19 protein-coding genes are annotated in these 18,583 nt (G+C 52.6%); 3 read left to right on the forward strand and 16 right to left on the reverse strand.

Annotation, left to right across the window (positions count from 1 at the left end; translation table 11 throughout):
• The first annotated feature begins 22 nt into the window (after positions 1–22).
• The gene (locus L379_RS18640) at positions 23–463 is read left to right on the forward strand and encodes a PTS sugar transporter subunit IIA (protein WP_032652592.1); all 441 of its coding nucleotides are present in this window, start codon (positions 23–25) and stop codon (positions 461–463) included.
• Positions 464–526: 63 nt separating this feature from the next.
• Positions 527–1,774: a polysaccharide deacetylase family protein gene (locus L379_RS18635; protein ID WP_032652593.1), complete on the forward strand. Its 1,248-nt coding sequence runs from the start codon at positions 527–529 to the stop codon at positions 1,772–1,774.
• A 1-nt stretch (position 1,775) separates the two neighbouring features.
• Here L379_RS18635 and L379_RS18630 read toward each other — a convergent pair whose 3' ends face one another.
• The 16 genes from L379_RS18630 to thpR all read right to left on the reverse strand — a co-directional run bounded on the left by L379_RS18630 (position 1,776) and on the right by thpR (position 16,002).
• Positions 1,776–2,852: a fimbrial protein StkG gene (locus L379_RS18630; RefSeq protein ID WP_032652596.1), complete on the reverse strand. Its 1,077-nt coding sequence runs from the start codon at positions 2,850–2,852 to the stop codon at positions 1,776–1,778.
• Between the two features lie 11 nt (positions 2,853–2,863).
• The gene (locus tag L379_RS18625) at positions 2,864–3,472 is read right to left on the reverse strand and encodes a fimbrial-like protein (RefSeq protein ID WP_032652598.1); all 609 of its coding nucleotides are present in this window, start codon (positions 3,470–3,472) and stop codon (positions 2,864–2,866) included.
• Between the two features lie 14 nt (positions 3,473–3,486).
• Positions 3,487–4,050 carry a fimbrial protein gene (locus L379_RS18620; RefSeq protein WP_032652600.1) on the reverse strand — a complete coding sequence of 188 codons (564 nt, stop codon included), beginning with the start codon at positions 4,048–4,050 and terminating at the stop codon, positions 3,487–3,489.
• A gap of 26 nt (positions 4,051–4,076) precedes the next feature.
• Positions 4,077–4,652, reverse strand: coding sequence for a fimbrial protein (locus tag L379_RS18615; RefSeq protein WP_032652603.1), 576 nt, complete (start codon positions 4,650–4,652; stop codon positions 4,077–4,079).
• 28 nt (positions 4,653–4,680) lie between these two features.
• Positions 4,681–7,272 (reverse strand): outer membrane usher protein, encoded by a 2,592-nt coding sequence (locus tag L379_RS18610; RefSeq protein WP_032652605.1) that lies wholly within the window; start codon positions 7,270–7,272, stop codon positions 4,681–4,683.
• An 81-nt stretch (positions 7,273–7,353) separates the two neighbouring features.
• Positions 7,354–8,097: a fimbrial chaperone gene (locus L379_RS18605; protein ID WP_015572704.1), complete on the reverse strand. Its 744-nt coding sequence runs from the start codon at positions 8,095–8,097 to the stop codon at positions 7,354–7,356.
• Between the two features lie 81 nt (positions 8,098–8,178).
• Complete coding sequence (locus L379_RS18600; RefSeq protein ID WP_032647291.1) at positions 8,179–8,787, reverse strand: fimbrial protein; 609 nt, start codon at positions 8,785–8,787, stop codon at positions 8,179–8,181.
• Positions 8,788–9,064: 277 nt separating this feature from the next.
• Positions 9,065–9,445 carry an aspartate 1-decarboxylase gene (gene panD, locus L379_RS18595; RefSeq protein ID WP_003856284.1) on the reverse strand — a complete coding sequence of 127 codons (381 nt, stop codon included), beginning with the start codon at positions 9,443–9,445 and terminating at the stop codon, positions 9,065–9,067.
• A gap of 32 nt (positions 9,446–9,477) precedes the next feature.
• The gene (gene panC / locus L379_RS18590) at positions 9,478–10,329 is read right to left on the reverse strand and encodes a pantoate--beta-alanine ligase (protein ID WP_017694494.1); all 852 of its coding nucleotides are present in this window, start codon (positions 10,327–10,329) and stop codon (positions 9,478–9,480) included.
• 11 nt (positions 10,330–10,340) lie between these two features.
• Positions 10,341–11,132, reverse strand: a complete 792-nt coding sequence (panB, locus tag L379_RS18585) for a 3-methyl-2-oxobutanoate hydroxymethyltransferase (RefSeq protein ID WP_015572705.1) — start codon at positions 11,130–11,132, stop codon at positions 10,341–10,343.
• A gap of 123 nt (positions 11,133–11,255) precedes the next feature.
• Positions 11,256–11,735 (reverse strand): 2-amino-4-hydroxy-6-hydroxymethyldihydropteridine diphosphokinase, encoded by a 480-nt coding sequence (folK, locus tag L379_RS18580; RefSeq protein ID WP_015572706.1) that lies wholly within the window; start codon positions 11,733–11,735, stop codon positions 11,256–11,258.
• Complete coding sequence (gene pcnB / locus L379_RS18575; RefSeq protein ID WP_026080645.1) at positions 11,732–13,129, reverse strand: polynucleotide adenylyltransferase PcnB; 1,398 nt, start codon at positions 13,127–13,129, stop codon at positions 11,732–11,734. Before pcnB ends, folK begins: the two co-directional genes overlap by 4 nt.
• Positions 13,130–13,171: 42 nt before the next feature.
• Entirely contained in the window at positions 13,172–14,062 is an 891-nt protein-coding gene (gene gluQRS / locus L379_RS18570) for a tRNA glutamyl-Q(34) synthetase GluQRS (RefSeq protein WP_032652609.1), read from the reverse strand.
• 59 nt (positions 14,063–14,121) lie between these two features.
• Positions 14,122–14,577 carry an RNA polymerase-binding protein DksA gene (gene dksA / locus L379_RS18565; protein WP_001155232.1) on the reverse strand — a complete coding sequence of 152 codons (456 nt, stop codon included), beginning with the start codon at positions 14,575–14,577 and terminating at the stop codon, positions 14,122–14,124.
• A gap of 176 nt (positions 14,578–14,753) precedes the next feature.
• Positions 14,754–15,458, reverse strand: a complete 705-nt coding sequence (sfsA, locus tag L379_RS18560) for a DNA/RNA nuclease SfsA (RefSeq protein WP_017694492.1) — start codon at positions 15,456–15,458, stop codon at positions 14,754–14,756.
• A complete protein-coding gene (thpR, locus tag L379_RS18555) occupies positions 15,448–16,002 on the reverse strand; it encodes an RNA 2',3'-cyclic phosphodiesterase (RefSeq protein WP_032652612.1) in 555 nt (184 codons plus the stop codon). Before thpR ends, sfsA begins: the two co-directional genes overlap by 11 nt.
• Before the next feature lie 73 nt (positions 16,003–16,075).
• On the opposite strand from thpR, the gene hrpB reads away from it, so the two are divergent.
• Entirely contained in the window at positions 16,076–18,505 is a 2,430-nt protein-coding gene (gene hrpB / locus L379_RS18550) for an ATP-dependent helicase HrpB (protein WP_032652615.1), read from the forward strand.
• Positions 18,506–18,583: the final 78 nt, after the last annotated feature.

Consider the following 18,583-nt stretch of genomic DNA (forward strand, 5'->3'; position numbering starts at 1 on the left):
TCGCCTGCTAAGGAGAGACGTTATGCTGGGATGGGTTATCACCTGCCACGATGAAGAGGCACAGGAAATGCTCCTGAAGCTGGAGGCCCGATTTGGCCCTCTGGCGCAATGTCGTGCGGTAAATTACTGGCGAGGGCTGAGCACCAATATGCTAAGCCGGATGATGTGCGACGCGCTGCATGAAACCGACACCGGTGATGGCGTGATTTTTCTCACCGACAGAACGGGCGCGGCGCCTTACCGTTCAGCGGCGTTAATGAGCCATAAGCATGATAACTGTGAAGTGATCTCCGGTATCAGCCTGCCTTTACTCGAAGCGATGTATCCGCTGCGCGCAACGTTGAGCAGCGCTGAGTTTCGTCACGCCATTGTGGCGCAGGGCTCGCCGGGCGTGAGCAGCCTGTGGCACCAGCAGCAGAAGAATCCGCCTTTCGTTCTGCTTCACGATCTGTATAAGCATTAAACATTGGTATTGATGTCGCTTTTGCTACAATGGCGACTGATTATCCGTATCGATTTATATCCCATGTTCATGCGCGTTATCTTTATCCTTCTGCTACTGGTCTCCGGTGGTGCGTCTGCCAGCCTGACCAGTCAGCAAGGCCTTCCTGCCCAATATATGCAAACCACCGAAGATGCGGCCATCTGGGCGCAGGTGGGAAATGCCGTCGTGAACGTGGGCAATGTCCGCGCCGGGCAGATCCTCGCCGTCTTTCCGGCCGCGGCGGATTACTATGAATTTCGTTTCGGATTCGGTACGGGGTTTATTGATAAAGAGCACCTGGAAAAAGTGCAGGGTAAGCAACGCGTTGAGGATAGTCTGGGCGATCTGAACAAGCCGCTCAGCAATCAAAACCTCATCACCTGGAAAGACACGCCAGTGTATAATGCCCCCAGCAGCGGAAGCGCGCCCTTTGGCACCTTAAGCGCCAATCTTCGCTATCCGATTCTGAATAAGCTGAAAGATCGCCTGAACCAGACCTGGTTTCAGATCCGCATCGGCAATCGTCTGGCGTGGATCAGCAGCCTGGATGCACAGGAAGATAACGGACTGCCGATTCTGACCTACCACCATATCCTGCGTGATGAAGAGAACACCCGTTTTCGACATACCTCCACGACAACCAGCGTACGTGCGTTTAATAATCAGATGGCCTGGTTACGCGATCAAGGCTATACCACGCTGACAATGTACCAGCTTGAAGGGTACGTGCGTAACAAGATGAACCTCCCCGCGAAAGCGGTGGTGATCACTTTTGATGATGGCCTGAAATCGGTGAGCCGCTACGCGTATCCGGTGCTGAAAGAGTATGGCTTCAACGCGACGGCGTTTATTATTTCATCCCGAATCAAAGGTCACCCGCAGAAGTGGGATCCCCGATCGCTACAGTTTATGAGCGTTCAGGAAATCAAGGCCATCCAGGATGTGTTCGACATTCAGTCTCACACCCACTTCCTGCATCGCGTTGATGGGTATAAACACCCCATCTTATTGAGCCGCAGCTATCACGTGATCCTGTTCGATTTTGAACGCTCACGTCGTGCACTGGCGCAGTTCAACCCGCGCGTGCTGTATGTTTCGTACCCGTTTGGCGGGTATGACAATAAAGCGATTAAAGCCGCGAATGATGCCGGTTTTCATCTGGCAGTGACAACGGTGAAAGGGAAGGTGAAGCCGGGGGATAATCCGTTCTTACTGAAGCGGCTGTATATCTTAAGAACGGATTCGCTGGAGACCATGTCGCGGCTGATCAGTAATCAGCCGCAGGGGTAGGTTATTCGTACGTGGTCTGAATGGTCACGGTGGTACCGAAAACACCGACGGTTACCGGATCGCTACCGGTTTTGACCAGCCTGGCCCAAAGTGATCTGTCAATAATACTAACAGGATCCCCAATAATCTCTCCTACAGCGATGACTCGTTGGTAACTGTCTGCCGGCACGGGGTAATTATCATTTTCAGAATCCGTAATCATGACGCCGACGCCTCCTGCCGCAGTAACACCACCTGTATTCTCGACGGTATTGGTAAAATATTTTTTATCTGCGGTGGTATGTGTAGAGGATAACGTATAGTAAACAGCGGTCGTATTTACACATGTACCCGTAACATGGAACTCGACTTTGCTGGTATTCCCGTTTTCGACTTCTGCGGGATACCAGTCACCAAGGTTTACCGTTGTGGGCGCACGTAAGACACAGGTCGGGCGATTTAAAGGCATGCTGAATGACATTTCGCTCATGTTCACATGGGGACGAGGGTGATCGGATGTATCCGGATTGCTTGGATCACCCAGAATGATCTGACCAATGGGGCCTGCACCGGCCGTTAAAAAATTAACATCCGAAGGAACACCCTGGAATCCGTTGGTTTGATAGATTTCCATGCGCACATGCCAGGTTTTTTCGTCAAGCAGCTCTTCGTGATCGTCATTAGGTGCGGTCATATACCAGGAGCCCGCGTTGGGCGGGAACCACGCGGTGACGCCATTACCATCGGGATACATCGCCAGGGTATAGAAAATACCCGGAATATTCGTCCGGAAGGTGGCCTTGTTATCTATGTAGCCTGCCAGCATTGAGTTGTCGGTAATCTGATAGGTGTTTTCACCGTCCTTCCCGCCTGCACAATGGGATTTTAAAGCAGGCGTTGTTTCCATAATGATCGTATTACTGATCTGTATGGGAGTTGTTACTGTGCCCACAGGCAGAGGAGTGATAACCGGTTGTGCGCCCGGAGACATAATCAGCAGGTCATCATGACCGTAAAATTTGCACTCTTCTAAATTAGCCTTTGCTGCGCCAGACATTCCGAGCGCCGCGAACGCTAATATGCTGAGATATTTTTTCATTCTAAATCCCTTTATTCGTAGCTGACATTAACCAGAACATTACTCATAACCACACCGCTGGTGATCGTTCCAATATTCTGATAACGTGCGTAAAAGCCATAATCCTTTATATAGTTCTCACTACTTCCACCGACATCGTAAATAACGTTTGATGTCCCGTCGCTGTTCAGGACGTTAGTTTTGAACGTATCTGAAAAAATAACGATACCCACATTTTCAGCCGCACCGGCTGTGGCATCGTTTTTAAACACTTGGTTGTGATTACTCCAGAAACCATTTTGCGGAGCAAAACTAAATTTTAGTTTGTTAATCGTTGCGCCTTCTGTACCGCTCGCGTAGCAGTCATCTACGTGGATCGTAAAAGGCGTTCCAGCTTCATCATCGTTTGGCGATAAACGATCGCTCTTGTCGCTGTTATAAAACCAGTCTCGTGACACGGTCGGCAAAGTGATCTCTCCGCCGTTTTCGACGCTTAGCCGACAGGTATTATTAACGATGTTTGCTGTCAGGTTAACATCCATACCTGAACCTGCCTGGCTTACGCCAGGCAGAGTGCTACCAGCCAGACCGATAAGCAACACAAGACCGGGCTGGTGTATATTAAACGGTGATTGTTGCATGTTGGTTCCTGGAATTATTGATAGGTGATGGTAAACGTTACCGGCGCGGTAACGGCACCAGTGCCTACATCAGCAATAGTTTGGCCTTGTCCGACTACAATTCGGGAGTTCATTGGGAATTCACCCGCGCCGTCAGTAATGGTGACTTCCTGAGCTGCCGGTGGCGTGTTACAGCTCATCAATAAGCCTGTATCGACAACGCCAGACCAGATTTCAAAGCCTGTTGCTAAGCCGCCGGAGAAAGAGTCGCCATTTTTGGTTGTACCACTACATTCGCCGCCAGCGCCTTTTGCGGCAGTGACCGTTGCCTTCTCAACCCCAGAACAGTTGGTAAAACGAATTTTGAGTGGTTCGACACGGGTCTTATTCACCAGATCCGATTTGTAGACATCTCCAAATGCAATTTCACTAGATGCGGTGCCTGCACCGTTGAGTACTTTTGCCGTGCATGTACCTGAAACGACTTTCGTTTTTATTGTCATTTCGACACTACCAGTGCCTGTAATTGCTGCATTACCCATTCCAGAAAACAGAAGGGCAGAAACGGACAGGGCGATTAAAGTTGATTTGAATTTCATAATGTTGCTCCGTTTTCCTGCGTCAATCACTCGTAGCTGAATTCGAAAGTTGCCACGGCCTGGAAGTCACCTAGGGTCATCTTGCCGGTCTGTGTTTCACGTAATGTGGCTACCAAAGGAACTTCCTTATTTTGGATTTCTGTCGAGGTCCAGACCAGGCGCTCTTCATCCATTTTAGAGTTAATGATAAAGGGAGCATCCGGTGTATCAGTTCTGGCAATTTCGACAGCAGAGAAATCGGCGCCACCGCTAGTTTTTAATATTTGGTTCACAAGTCCGCTAGGCAAATAGCCTGACGGGGTCCCCCTAACTGTGGTTTTCAGTGAGGTAAGGGACGCAGGGCATTCAACTATCACGATTTTGAAATTGGCATTTGCCGTTCCGGCTTTAGCATCGTCAAGTCGTACCTGCCCATTCTTACCAAGAAGCAGCGTTTGCTGTACATCGGATCCCGTACCACCAACCAGTTTCATATCACAAGTGGTTTCACGGATATTGGCCGTAAAGTTAACATCGAGATTCGTGCCCTCGGCGAGCGCCGAACCTGATAACGCCAGCATCGTTACGGCAACGACTGACAGGCTATAAAGATTTTTTTTCATACAAACTCTCGTCTATTTTCCCGAATAATTACATCTGGCACACTTGATTGCTGAGCACCGTTGTAAGTCCTACTTTTTGAGCATGTGATGAGACGTTATAATGCACGTCACATTTACTGTCTTTATCGCTTCCCCAGACAACATGAAGCGTGCCTTCATCCTCAACGCCGCGGACATAGGCTTGCCCCGCCTGTCCCACGGTGCCAATAGATTCATTTTTTTCATTTAAAACATCAGCGCCTAAAGGAATAAATCCGTTATCGGTGCGCTTAAGTTCTAAAATTAATGAACGACCTTCATCGGTTGCAAAATCAACCAGCACAACGGAACCACTGCGGGGAACCGTAATTTCACTGGTGTTTTTAATTTCAACGTCGTTTTCCAGCGTGCTGATATCAAGGTATACGCGGTTTTCACGGTAGGCAGACATATAAGGCAGAATGCCATAGCCGGAACTGCCTATTTCGCTGTTACCAAAGCCGATACCGGCGCCTTTCGCACCACTCGCTTTGACCAGTGCCAGCGCATCGTTGTCACCAATACTCCCTGGCGCAAATGCAATACCTCCTGAATGGATGACCATGCCACCGTTATAGGAGGCAGAATATTGTTTACTGTTGTCATCACCAAAAGAGGCAGATAAACCCAGCGGGCCATATTCACTGTTATAGGACCCGTAGCCGCTTATCTGATTCAGGTCACCATAATTACCACTGTTTGACGAGGCGCTAACGGAATAACTCACCTTATTATCTTGCGTATTTCCACCCGCGGACGTGTTAAAGCTTGTGCCGCCTTTAAGGTCGGAACGTAATCCTATATTGATGTTCGAGAATCCACCGGCATTCCCTCTATCTTTTGAGAATACACTTAATGGAATGCTTAGGCTTAAATAAACGCTGTCGTCTTTCTTGCCGTTCTGATCATAGGTTCGCTGTAATGACAAGCTGTAGCTGCCGTAGGTGAAGCTATTGTTATACCCAATATTGTAATTGGAAGTAGAGCCCGTCGCGTTCCAGTAATCCTGCCAGGTGCCGCTTACATACAGGGAGCCAAAATTGTCTTCTCCGGAGGTCAGCGGTTGGTTAAGACTAATTTGCACCTGGTTTTTGGTGCGCTGATAGTCTGCATATAGCGCTTCGTTTGAGTCATAGCTACGGTTTGAGTACTTCTGGTGCCTAATACTGTCCTGAAGTTGCGCCGCATCGTTAAGCGTCAGGTAGTCTTCCGTCGAGAAACGATAAGCCGCAACGTTAAAGGAAGTATTCGTCGACTCAATCATTTTGCTGTAGGTTAAACGATAACTTTGCCCGCTTAATTTATCCAGCCCCTCAATATCTGCATAAGATTGCGTAACGTCGAATGCAAACGCACCAACAGGGGTGTTCATTGCCACGCCGAGAATACCGGCATAAAAATCCATGTCGGTATATTGCGCGCCAATATAACCCGTGAACGTATTATTCAGGCCATAGTAAAGCGTACCGTAACCCACTTTAGGCGCATCAATCAGTGACTCATCATTTAACTCACCTAAACCGACGTCCCAGCGAGAGGCTCCCGGACGGAGCATCTGCGTGACGGATGAAAAGGGTACGGTAAAGGAGCGTTTGCTGCCATCCGCTTCTTCAATCGTTACCAGTAAATCATTTCCGTAACCTGTGGTACTCAGGTCGTTTATTTCAAACGCGCCTGGTGGCACCGAGGTTTCATAAATCTTATTGCCGCTCTGCGTGACGCTGACCTTCGCGTTACTGTTCGCGACACCCCGAATGACAGGCGCGTAGCCTGTGGACCCCATTGGCAACATGCGATCGTCACTGTACATGCGTGCGCCGCGAAGGCTCATAGAGTTAAATGCCTCGCCACGCGTGTAAGAGTCGCCGATGACAAACTGGGCACTCAATGGTGTGATATCGCGCTGCAAATAGACATCCTGACTGGAGTATTTTGTGCCGCTATCTTTGTCCCAGTTAAAATTGCCACGCGAGCGCAGGCGCCATGGCCCCATATTCAGACCATAGCGTAACCCTACATATGCACTTTCTGATGTACTGCCGTTGTTCTCGCTACGCCAGCCGTTCATGTCATAAGAGAGCAGAGCGGCAGGAATTCCGTTATCCCACAACGATGGGTCGACATATCCCGCCGGGCGTTTCAGCACATAAATCTGGGGAAAATTAAAATCCATAACCTGCTTGCCACTGTCATAGCTAACCGTAGCGCCAGCGAAAGATTTTTTAATATCGACGCAGCTTTCATCGTCTTCCGGTCCGTCAGGCAATGTGCTGGTGTCGACACCCGATTGTGACAGCAGCAGTTTTGTTATGCACGGGGTCGCACGAGGTGTTCCGTTATCTTTAAACGTGACCTCCACGGTGGACTTCAGTTTACCGTTCAGGTTGATCTTAGTGCGATAGGTCCCCGGTAAAACCGGGTTGCCATGTGAAAAACGATTAATATCAATATTAGCGCTGCCATTTAAAAGAAATTGATCGTTAAACTCGACCTCTTCTTCATTGTCAGGCAGATCTTTTGCTGGCGTGATATTTTCTGCACAGGCATAAAAAGGCAATGCTGCACTTATCGTAAGACATAAAAGAGAACGTTTAAATAACATGGCACATCCACTTAATCAGTGCAGAGAGGGTCCTCTCCACAGAGTTAATGCTATTAATTATTATATGTATTAAAGGGTGCTCTATTTTAGTCCCGCTTCGTGATGGTCTGTGCCGCCATAGTCATTAATAGAATCAAACTCTACTTTACCATTTACGGCAGAAGCTAAACCTTTAACCGTCATTGTGGTATCACTGAACGGTGGAACGGCCTTATGATCAACGTCGTATGTTTTTTGACTGGCTTTAATGGTTACCGCCGAAACGGAGACGTTATACGGTGAATTATTATGGGCAACAAGCTTAACCGCGTTTCCTTCTTTTTTCTGCGTCCATGTCAAATGCTCAGCTGCTTCACCTGCCGAGCCTTTTAACCCGTCAGGACGGTAAAAGAATTTAATACGTGTTCTGAATGCCAGCTGAAGCTGGTTAAGATTCTCTTTATCCGCAGCTTTTGATTTTGGTGGAATCTCCAGGACATTGAACCAGAAAAGCGATTCACGATCCTGTGGTAAAGGTGTACCTGTGTAGGTAATACGTACGGATTGGCCTTTTTTCGGGTCAATACGGGATACTGGAGGGGTAATGATAAAAGGAAGCTTTAACTCTTCCGGATTTACGCCATCACGCCCATCATCAAGCCAGGTTTGAACCAAAAGCGGTTTGGTTCCATGGTTATCGAGATTAACAACAACATCCTTCGATGACTGTGGATAGATAATACGGGTGCCGGAAATAACAATATCCGCACTTGCATTCGATGTGGCCAAAACGGCAGTTGCGAGCAATACGGCTTGAAAACTTTTAATGAAGACTGAATGAGACATTTTTTCCACTTCCTTTTGGAATTACACAAGCAATCCCTCATTCATCATGAAGGATTGCTTAATTTAAAGTTTACGAATCTCTTATTCGTAAATCATGGTGAAGGCAACCTGTGCCTGCACGGTACCAGCAGAAACTGGATTACTTGTTGCATCCCAACCCTGACCCTGCGTGTACGCTACGCGGTAGTACAGGTTTCCTGCGCCAGAAGTTCCATCGATGGTTGCTTTCTGGGAGTTGTTAGTCTGGTCAATTTTGATCTGATCGGTAGCTGAGTTACCGTCGTTTGACAGCACCAGGTTAACGTTCTTAGCTGAACCCTGAGCATTGCTTGGTGGAACCAGCAGACCGCCTTCGGTAGAAGAGGAGCCAGCCCAGGAAGAGAACTGTGCAGATGCTTTCTTCACAGTTGCGGTATCACAACCGGTCAGTGAAAGGCTGAATTTCTTTTCACCCAGGGTGCTGGTGCTACCCAGTGCGTTTGCGAAATCACGCACAAATACGGTGTCCAGCGTTACGTCAAAATCGTTACCGTCTTGGTTGATTTTCTGGTCAAGGGAGACCTGGCAAGTGTTGTTAGAAACCATGCCGTGGAAAGTAATAGTCCCGGTGTCAGAATCTGCTGCTACCGCTGAACCCGCAGCCAGAACGCTTGCCATAGCAATTGCCAAACCATATTTTTTAGAAATCATTTCAATATCCATATTCGTTGAGTAAATAATAAGTGCCCGTAAATCTTTTATTTGAAATTAAATTTCGTGGCGAATTATATTGTTAATCTCAATGAAATATAGATGTTGTGCGTGATTTAAACTAAATGAATAGTTTAGTAAATTTAAAATTATTTGTTATCAATGTGATGGGATTGTCTGGTTGTGCGGGGAGAGTTTGAATATTAATTCTATAAATGCTTTTTAAAGACCCATTCATTTAATAAATGCGCAGGAATGGGTCGTGGGATAAATATTATCAGGCAACCTGTACCGGAATCGCCTTCGCGGTACGTTTCATCTCATTGTCGCCTTCAAAGTAGGCTACTTTTGGCTGCCAGCGACGCGCTTCTTCGTCAGACATCATGACAAAGCTGGCGATAATCACGATATCGCCTACGTCCGCGCAGTGCGCCGCCGCCCCGTTGACGGAGATGATTTTGGACCCGCGCTCAGCGGCAATGGCGTAGGTAGAGAAGCGTTTGCCGTTATTTACGTTCCAGATATCAATGGCTTCGTTTTCGAGAATACCCGCCGCGTCGAGAAAATCCTGGTCGATCGCGCAGGAGCCTTCATAATGCAGGTCGGCCTGAGTGACTTTCACACGGTGAAGCTTACCTTGCAGCATTTTGCGAATCATTACGTTTACCTTTCATCTTCCGGGTAGAAAAACTACGCCAGCTCAACCACTTTGTTATCGATAAGGCGGGCCTGGCCGAGCCATGCCGCCACCAGAATTACCGCACGTTTGCTGGTCTCTGTAAGTGCCAGAAGCGTATCGGCATCCCGAATTTGAACGTCGTCAGCACGAAGACCTTTCTCGTTCAGCGCCTGTTCAGCCAGGGCGATGATCTCTTCTGCTGTTAACTCTTTTGCCAGCAGTTGCTCTGCCATGGTATTCATGACTTTGCTTAAGCCCGGCGCAATTTTACGCTGTTCGGCGGTCAGATAGCCGTTACGGGAACTGAGCGCCAGGCCATCTTTCGCGCGTACAATCGGCACGCCGACGATCTCGATGTCGTAGCCCATGTCGGCAACCATTTTGCGGATCAGCGCCAGCTGCTGGAAATCTTTCTCGCCAAAGCAGGCGATGTCCGGCTGCACCAGGTTAAACAGCTTGCTGACGATGGTGGAGACGCCACGGAAATGGCCCGGGCGGCTGGCGCCCTCCAGCATGGTCGAAATACCCGGCACGTCGACGTAGGTCGATTCAGTGGTGCCCTGGGGATACACATCTGCGGGTGCCGGTGCGAAGACGATATCCGCATGACGTTTTTTGAGCTTTTCGCAATCTTCCTGCAAGGTACGTGGGTAGCGCGCCAGATCGTCTTCGCGATCGAACTGCATCGGGTTAACGAAGATACTAACTACCACGATATCTGCCCGGGCTCTCGCTTCATCGACCAGCTTCATATGGCCGTCGTGCAGGTTGCCCATGGTTGGGACAAGGGCGATACGTTTACCTTCATGACGCGCCCGACGAATATGCTGACGCAGCAGCGGCAGGGTTTCTATGATTAGCACACCTGGACTCCTTAATGGAAACTGTGTTCTTCGCCCGGATAAACGCCGGACTCAACCTCGGCAATATACTGCCGCACAGCAGCACGCATGTCGCCTGCTTCTGACAGGAAATTTTTAGCAAATTTTGGAATATGGCCGCCGGTGATCCCGAAGGCGTCGTGCATGACCAGAATCTGGCCATCGGTGACGTTACCCGCGCCGATGCCGATCACCGGAATCGACAGCGCCTCAGTGATACGCTTAGCCAGCTCAACCGGCACACACTCCAGCACCAGCAGCTGCGCGCCCGCGGCTTCCAGCGCCACGGCATCATCAAACAGCGTCTGCGCCGCATCGCCTCGGCCCTGCACCTTATATCCACCAAAGATGTTGACCGACTGCGGCGTCAGCCCCAAATGACCACAAACCGGCACGGCGCGGTCGGTGAGCATTTTCACCGTATCGACCAGCCAGGCGCCGCCTTCGATTTTGACCATATTGGCGCCGGCGCGCATCACTGTCGCCGCATTTTCGAAGGCCTGCTCCGGGGTGGCATACGCCATAAACGGCAGATCGGAAAGCAGCAGGCAGGCGGGGGCACCCCGGCGCACGGCGCGGGTATGGTAAGCAATATCCTCGACCGTGACCGGCAGAGTGGAATCATGTCCTTGTACCGTCATCCCTAACGAGTCTCCGACCAGCATGACGTTGATCCCTTCTTCGGCAAACAGTTTTGCGAAGCTGTAGTCATACGCGGTGATAGTGGCGAAGCGTTTTTTTTCCTGTTTGCATTTCTGCAATAAGGAGATGGTGGTTGGTTTCATACTGTTTCCTGATGGCCCAAAAGCGAATCTTTGCGCATTCTAACAGTAACATTTGAGGGAACAATGATTTTAGGCAATCGATTAACCGCAAATAAGGAATGGTTAATCGATGCGGAGGCGGGATTACCAGCGGGCCGGTTTATCCGCGTTGAGATTTTGCAGAACGGCTTGCAGCGAGGAGCCGTCAGGGAAGGTGAGATCGGGCGCGACTTCAAACAGTGGCCAGAGCATAAACCCACGGTTTTTCATGTCGTAATGCGGAACGGTGAGGCGTTCGGTGTTAATCACCTCGTGACCGAAAAGCATAATATCGAGATCGAGCGTGCGCGGTCCCCAGCGTTCGGCTTTGCGGACACGACCCTGCTGTAGCTCAATACGCTGGGTATTATCCAGCAGCGTTTCTGCGTCAAGGGTCGTTTCCAGCACCACGGCGGCGTTCAGATAATCAGGCTGATCCTGCGGGCCAAGCGGCGGCGTACGGTAAAATGAGGACAGCGCGACGATGCGGCTTTGGGGGATCTCTCCCAGAGCCTGCACGGCAGCGTTAACCTGCTCCAGCGGAGAGGCCAGATTGCTGCCGATGGCGATATACGCAAGGGTCATGCCGTACCTTCACGACGCGGTGCGCGTTTGCGCGGGCGACGGTGACGACGGCGCGGTGCCGGTTCATCATCCAGATCCGTAAGCATATCTTTTTGCTCCGGTGGCGCAGAAACCTGAAACTCGCCCCACCACTGCGCCAGGCGCTGTAGTTCCGGGTTCCTTTCAACTTCAGCACGCAGAGAGAGCAGATCGAACGCGGCGCGGAACTTAGGATGCTCCATCAGCTTCCAGGCGCGTTTACCCTGACGGCGGGACATACGCAGCTGAAGCTGCCAGATATCACGCACCAGCGTGGTAATACGTTTCGGGATCGCCAGCGTGCGACAGCCTTCGTCCAGCACGTCGTTTGCCGCCAGCGCGAACGCATCATAATAGGCGAGACCGCTCTCCTGGGTAATGCGCTGCGCCGTTTCCAGCAGCGGATACCAGAACATGGCCGCGAACAGGAACGCCGGATTCACGCGCATATCGTTATGAATACGGGTATCGGTGTTCTTCAGCACCTGCGCAATTATCCGCTCCATTGCGCTGTCACCGTTTTCGGTGAAGTAGCGGGTAATGGTCGGGAACAGCGGCTGGAACAGGTTGTACTCACGCAGCAGGTTGTAGGTTTCAAACCCGTAGCCTGCCTGGAGCAGCTTTAACGACTCCTCAAACAGACGGGCAGGGGGCACGTCGTTGATCAGCGTCGCCAGGCGCGGGATCGGCTCTGCGGTTTCCGGGCTGATACGCATGTTCAGCTTGGCGGCGAAACGCACGGCGCGAAGCATTCGGACCGGATCTTCGCGATAGCGTGTTTCCGGCGTGCCGATCAGGCGAATCAGACCGTCTTTCAGATCCTGCATACCGCCGACGTAATCGCGCACGGTAAAATCCGCCACGCTGTAGTAAAGGCTGTTGATGGTGAAATCGCGACGCTGAGCATCTTCTTCAATAGAGCCGAAGATGTTGTCACGCAGCAGCATGCCGTTTTGGCCGCGCTGGGAAGTCGTGCGATCGTTAACGCCCGCTTCGTGGTGACCGCGGAAGGTCGCCACTTCAATAATTTCCGGTCCAAACATCACGTGCGCCAGACGGAAACGGCGGCCAACCAGACGGCAGTTGCGGAATAATTTACGCACCTGCTCAGGCGTGGCGCTGGTCGTCACGTCGAAATCTTTTGGTTTTTTGCCCAGCAGTAAATCGCGCACCCCGCCGCCGACGAGATAGGCCTCGTAGCCTGCTTTATTCAGACGATAGAGCACCTTGAGGGCATTTTCACTGATATCTTTGCGGGAAATATTGTGCTGCTCACGCGGAATGACCGACATGTGTGGCTGTGCAATAGCGTCGTTCGCCATGCTCTCTTCGCGGCTCAGCACTTTACGGCAAAAATTAGCGACTCGGGTAAAAATAGTACACCTCGTAGTGTGTTTTGTTATCAAAAAAGCGGCTAATCATAGCTCAGCGCAACGCATTTGAGAATGCTGGATTTTTGGCACGGCCATAAGCGCCCAGTCAGCAATGGCCGTTTTCAGCAATTCATCCAGACTCAGATCCTGCCATTCCTGCGTTATATTCTGGTTGAGAAATCGCAGCGCGTCGATCAAAACCGGGCGCGGATCGCCGTCAGGCAGCGCCGGGGCATGATTCTGTTTCGATAGCTTATTTCCCTGTTCATTGACTGCCAGCGGCAGATGGATGTAATCCGGCACCGCCCAGCCAAACTGCTGGTAAAGCGATATTTGCCGCACGGTAGGCTCAACCAGATCCGCCCCGCGCACGATTTCCGTAACACCCTGGAAATGGTCATCGACAACCACCGCCAGGTTATAGGCAAACAAACCATCACGACGGTGAATAATAAAATCTTCACGCGCCAGGCGTTCATCCGCCTGAATTGTTCCTGAGAGTACGTCGGTAAACTGCGTCACTGGAGTACGCTGTATCAGCCGCACGGCGGCATTCTCAGGACCGTTGTGCCGCGTACGGCAGTGGCCGTCGTAAACGCCACCCACGCTCTGAATTCGCGCCCGCGTGCAGGTGCAGTTATAGGAAAGGCCCTGTTCAGCAAGCCACGCCAGACGTTCACGGTAGGCATCATGGCGTTGAGACTGCCAGAGTACGTCGCCATCCCAGTGAAGACCGTAATGTTCCAGCTGACGCAGAATAGTTTCTGCTGCACCGGGAACTTCACGTGGAGGATCGATATCTTCAATGCGGACCAGCCATTGACCCTGACGGGCGCGAGCCTGTAGGTAGCTGCCGAGCGCGGCAATTAATGAGCCGAAGTGTAATTCACCGGAGGGAGATGGCGCAAAGCGCCCGATATAGTGAGATTCAGACATATCAACGGTAACAAGGCGGGAGAGACTCCCGCCTTAGCTGAGTAGTGAGAGGGCAGGCGTTAGCCGGCCATCTGTTTTTCGCGGATTTCTGCCAGCGTTTTACAGTCGATGCACAGATCGGCTGTTGGACGCGCTTCCAGGCGACGAATACCGATTTCAACACCGCAGGATTCGCAGTAGCCAAAATCTTCGTCCTCGACCTTTTTCAGCGTTTTTTCGATCTTTTTGATCAGTTTGCGCTCGCGGTCACGGTTACGCAGTTCGAGGCTGAACTCTTCTTCCTGAGCGGCACGGTCGACCGGGTCCGGGAAGTTAGCAGCTTCATCCTGCATATGTGTAACGGTGCGATCGACTTCATCCCTGAGTTGATTACGCCATGCTTCAAGAATACGCTTGAAGTGCGACAGCTGGGCTTCGTTCATATACTCTTCGCCCGGCTTCTCTTGATACGGCTCCACCCCAGCGATGGCGAGAATACTCAGGGACGATGTTTTACGGTTTTGCCCTTCTTGCATGTTGCTTCTCCTTAACACGCACTATCGATCCCCGTGTTGGGGGAAAAATCAGGTCGCTATAAATAGCAGATGCTTTTCCGTATGGCAATTATCTAAACGTAACACTTGACAACCCTGTGAGGAAAAGCGTATTTGCGCACGCGGCCAGAACACTTATTAGTCAATCGTCTAATCCCTTATAAGACAATGGGAAGAGAGGATCTCAGAGTCATATTATCGGCAGAAAGTTCCGCTTTATAAGCGAAAATCTCTACCCCCTGCTTTTGTGCCTCATTCAACAATTGCGCGTATTTAGGATCAATATGACGGGCCGGGGAAAACCGTTCAATGGCTGAATGCAGAACCGCAAACAGCAACACGGCGCGCTTGCCCGCCGCCGCTACACTCATTAGCTCTCGCAGATGCTTCTGGCCACGTAGCGTTACCGCATCCGGAAAGAAGCCGTTTTCCTGTTCCGCTAACGTCACTGATTTCACTTCAATATAGCACTCAGGGCGGTCTTCCGCCTGTAACATAAAATCAATTCTGCTGCCTTCATCGCCATATTTCACTTCGCTTTTTTGCGTGCCGTAACCCACCAGTTCAGGAAGCATTCCATTTGTCAGGGCTTCCTTAACCAGCTGATTTGCGCGCAGGGTATTCACGCAAATAAATGCCCCGCTTTGCGTCTCGGTCATTTCCCAGGTATGAGGATATTTGCGTTTAGTATTTTCTGATGTGGAATACCAGACCGTGTCACCCGGCGTGGCGCAACCGGTCATGGCGCCGGTGTTAGGGCAGTGCAGCGTGAGCGTTTCGCCCTCAGGGGTGATCACGTCAGCGAGAAAGCGTTTGTAACGCTGGATCAGCGTGGCGGGCTGGAGTGCAGGGCTAAACTTCATCAGGATTCCTTAACGTGTCGCCCAGCGTCCAGCGCTGAAGCGGAGTATAGCGGGTGCGTCCTTGTACAAAGGCAGATTCGTACAGCGCAAATTCATTCACCTGAAAGGACCAGTGAAAGCCCGGTGGCGGGATGGCAACGGCCTGACCCGCATCGCGCAGCAGGGTAATGTGGGGATGAAACGGCTGTGGGCTCTGATAACAGCCGCTTCGCGCGGCCTGCGCCCGCAGCATGTTGGCGAGCTGTAGCAGTCCGCGAGGGGGCTGCCGCGTCCCCAGCCAGACCACCCGAGAGCGCAGCCATTGCCCGGCATCGTCAAGATGCAGCGTAAATCCCGGCTGCGAAATGCGTCCGGCCATTGCGCTTAACGCGCGCTGCTTTTCAGCGCTTACTTCACCAAGAAAGGCTAACGTCAGGTGCATATTGGCGGCGACGACGGGGCGGCCCGCTTCCGCGGGGAAGTGGCTAGTGCGCCAGCGAACAATCTGCCGTTGAAGCGTGGTGGGTAATTCAATGGCGAAGAATAGCCGTTTTGACTCAGACATGCGCAAGACTCGGTAATGATATGCGCCGATGCTACAATGTACGCCGATTAATGTTAACCCTCTGGAGCCGTAAGTGTCCTCTTTGCCCGTCGCCGTCGTCCTTCCTGAGCTACTCGTAGCCTTAGAACATGCGCCACAGGTTTTGCTCAGCGCGCCCACCGGAGCGGGTAAATCCACCTGGCTGCCCCTGCAAATTCTGCGCGAGGGGAGCATCAGCGGGAAAATTATCCTGCTGGAGCCGCGCAGGCTGGCGGCGCGCAATGTGGCGCAGCGCCTGGCGGAACTGCTGAATGAAAAACCGGGCGAGACGGTAGGGTACCGGATGCGCGCCGAAACCTGCGTTGGACCGTCCACGCGGCTGGAGGTGGTCACCGAAGGTATTCTCACCCGTATGCTGCAAAACGATCCGGAGCTGACCGGCGTCGGGCTGGTGATCCTTGATGAATTTCACGAGCGCAGCCTCCAGGCCGATCTGGCCCTTGCGCTGCTGCTCGACGTTCAGCAGGGGCTGCGCGACGACCTTCGGCTGCTGATTATGTCGGCGACGCTGGATAACGAGCGGCTCCGGCAGACGCTCCCTGACGCGCCGATGGTCTCCTCTGAAGGGCGTGCGTTCCCGGTCGAGCGCCGCTATCAGCCGCTGCCTGCCCATCAGCGTTTTGACGAAGCGGTTGCCATCGCCACCGCCGAATTGCTCCGTCAGGAACCCGGCTCGCTGCTGCTGTTTTTACCCGGCGTAGGCGAAATCCAGCGCGTACAGGAGCAGCTGGCATCCCGGGTGAACAGTGACGTTATGCTGTGCCCGCTCTACGGCGCGCTGCCGTTGGCTGACCAGCGCAAGGCGATCCTTCCCGCACCGGCGGGGCAGCGCAAAGTGGTGCTGGCAACCAATATCGCGGAAACCAGTTTGACCATCGAAGGCATTCGCCTGGTGGTGGACAGTACGCAGGAGAGGGTGGCCAGTTTTGATCCGCGTACCGGGCTGACCAGGCTACTGACGCAGCGCATCAGCCAGGCCTCAATGGTGCAGCGCGCAGGGCGGGCAGGGCGTCTTGAGCCGGGTATTTGCCTGCATTTAACCAGCGCCGAGCAGGCGGAGCGTGCGGCATTGCAGAGCACGCCTGAGATTTTACAAAGCGATCTCTCCGGGCTGGTGATGGATCTGATGCAGTGGGGCTGCCCGGACCCTGACCAGCTCACCTGGCTTAATCCTCCGCCTGTCGTGAACCTTTCCGCCGCGCGCAGCCTGCTGACCCAGCTTGGCGCGCTGGAAGGCGAGCGACTGACGGCGCGCGGTCAGAAAATGGCGGCGCTGGGCAACGATCCGCGTCTGGCGGCAATGCTGGTGGCAGCACAGGGCGACGATGAAATTGCCACGGCGGCAAAACTGGCGGCTATTCTTGAGGAGCCGCCGCGCGGTGGCAGCAGCGATCTGGGACAGGCCTTTTCTCGCCATCAGGGAAACTGGCAACAACGCGCGCAGCAGCTGTGTAAACGCCTGAAGAGCCGGGGAGGATCGCCTGACAGCGATAAAGTTATCCCTCTGCTGGCCCAGGCCTTCCCGGACAGGATTGCGCGCCGTCGCGGGCTGGATGGTCGCTATCAGCTGGCAAATGGGATGGGCGCGATGCTGGACAGCGATGACGCCCTGACGCGCCATGAATGGCTGATTGCGCCGCTCTTACTCCAGGGCAGCCACTCCCCTGACGCGCGCATTTTACAGGCGGTTGCCGTGGATATTGACGCTCTGACGCGTGCCTGCCCGCAACTGCTTCAGCAATCTGACATCGTGGAATGGGATGATGCCCAGGGCACGCTGAAGGCGTTCCGTCGTAGCCAGATTGGCAAACTGACGCTCGGGACGAAACCGCTGGCGAAGCCGTCGGAAGAAGAGTTACACCAGGCGATGCTGAACGGCATTCGGGAAAAAGGGCTGAGCGTACTGAACTGGACGCCGGAGGCCGAACAGTATCGCATTCGCCTGCACTGCGCCGCGAAATGGCTGCCGGAACAGGGGTGGCCAGCGGTGGATGATGAGACGCTGCTCGCGACGCTTGAACAGTGGCTGTTGCCGCAGATGAGCGGCGTACACTCGCTGCGCGCCCTGAAGGCGCTTGATGTTAAGGCAGCGTTACAGAATTTACTGGACTGGTCGTTACGTCAACGTCTGGATAGTGAACTGCCTGGGCATTACACTGTGCCAACCGGAAGCCGGATTGCCATTCGTTATCATGAGGATAATCCGCCGGCGCTGGCGGTTCGGATGCAGGAGATGTTTGGTGAGGCCACCACGCCGTCCATCGCTGAAGGGCGTGTGCCATTAGTGCTTGAGCTGCTTTCGCCTGCGCATCGTCCCTTGCAGATCACCCGCGATCTGGGGGCGTTCTGGGCGGGGAGCTATCGTGAAGTGCAGAAAGAGATGAAGGGGCGATATCCCAAACACGTCTGGCCGGACGATCCGGCGAATACCGCGCCGACACGGCGCACAAAGAAATATTCGTAATGGATCGAAAAGGGGAGTGCGGCCTGATGCCCTCACCCCGGCCCTCTCCCACGGGGAAAGGGAGAAACAAACTTTGAG

The sequence above is a fragment of the Enterobacter sp. MGH 33 genome (genome assembly GCF_000534535.1).
GTDB lineage: Bacteria > Pseudomonadota > Gammaproteobacteria > Enterobacterales > Enterobacteriaceae > Enterobacter > Enterobacter hormaechei_C.

Excerpts from the sequence above, each read along its gene's own strand:
- L379_RS18640 (WP_032652592.1), top strand. The coding sequence starts at position 23 with ATGCTGGGATGGGTTATCACCTGCCACGATGAAGAGGCACAGGAAATG.
- L379_RS18635 (WP_032652593.1), top strand. The coding sequence starts at position 527 with ATGTTCATGCGCGTTATCTTTATCCTTCTGCTACTGGTCTCCGGTGGT.
- L379_RS18630 (WP_032652596.1), bottom strand. The coding sequence starts at position 2,852 with ATGAAAAAATATCTCAGCATATTAGCGTTCGCGGCGCTCGGAATGTCT.
- L379_RS18625 (WP_032652598.1), bottom strand. The coding sequence starts at position 3,472 with ATGCAACAATCACCGTTTAATATACACCAGCCCGGTCTTGTGTTGCTT.
- L379_RS18620 (WP_032652600.1), bottom strand. The coding sequence starts at position 4,050 with ATGAAATTCAAATCAACTTTAATCGCCCTGTCCGTTTCTGCCCTTCTG.
- L379_RS18615 (WP_032652603.1), bottom strand. The coding sequence starts at position 4,652 with ATGAAAAAAAATCTTTATAGCCTGTCAGTCGTTGCCGTAACGATGCTG.
- L379_RS18610 (WP_032652605.1), bottom strand. The coding sequence starts at position 7,272 with ATGTTATTTAAACGTTCTCTTTTATGTCTTACGATAAGTGCAGCATTG.
- L379_RS18605 (WP_015572704.1), bottom strand. The coding sequence starts at position 8,097 with ATGTCTCATTCAGTCTTCATTAAAAGTTTTCAAGCCGTATTGCTCGCA.
- L379_RS18600 (WP_032647291.1), bottom strand. The coding sequence starts at position 8,787 with ATGATTTCTAAAAAATATGGTTTGGCAATTGCTATGGCAAGCGTTCTG.
- panD (WP_003856284.1), bottom strand. The coding sequence starts at position 9,445 with ATGATTCGCAAAATGCTGCAAGGTAAGCTTCACCGTGTGAAAGTCACT.
- panB (WP_015572705.1), bottom strand. The coding sequence starts at position 11,132 with ATGAAACCAACCACCATCTCCTTATTGCAGAAATGCAAACAGGAAAAA.
- folK (WP_015572706.1), bottom strand. The coding sequence starts at position 11,735 with ATGACCCTTGCGTATATCGCCATCGGCAGCAATCTGGCCTCTCCGCTG.
- gluQRS (WP_032652609.1), bottom strand. The coding sequence starts at position 14,062 with ATGTCTGAATCTCACTATATCGGGCGCTTTGCGCCATCTCCCTCCGGT.
- dksA (WP_001155232.1), bottom strand. The coding sequence starts at position 14,577 with ATGCAAGAAGGGCAAAACCGTAAAACATCGTCCCTGAGTATTCTCGCC.
- sfsA (WP_017694492.1), bottom strand. The coding sequence starts at position 15,458 with ATGAAGTTTAGCCCTGCACTCCAGCCCGCCACGCTGATCCAGCGTTAC.
- thpR (WP_032652612.1), bottom strand. The coding sequence starts at position 16,002 with ATGTCTGAGTCAAAACGGCTATTCTTCGCCATTGAATTACCCACCACG.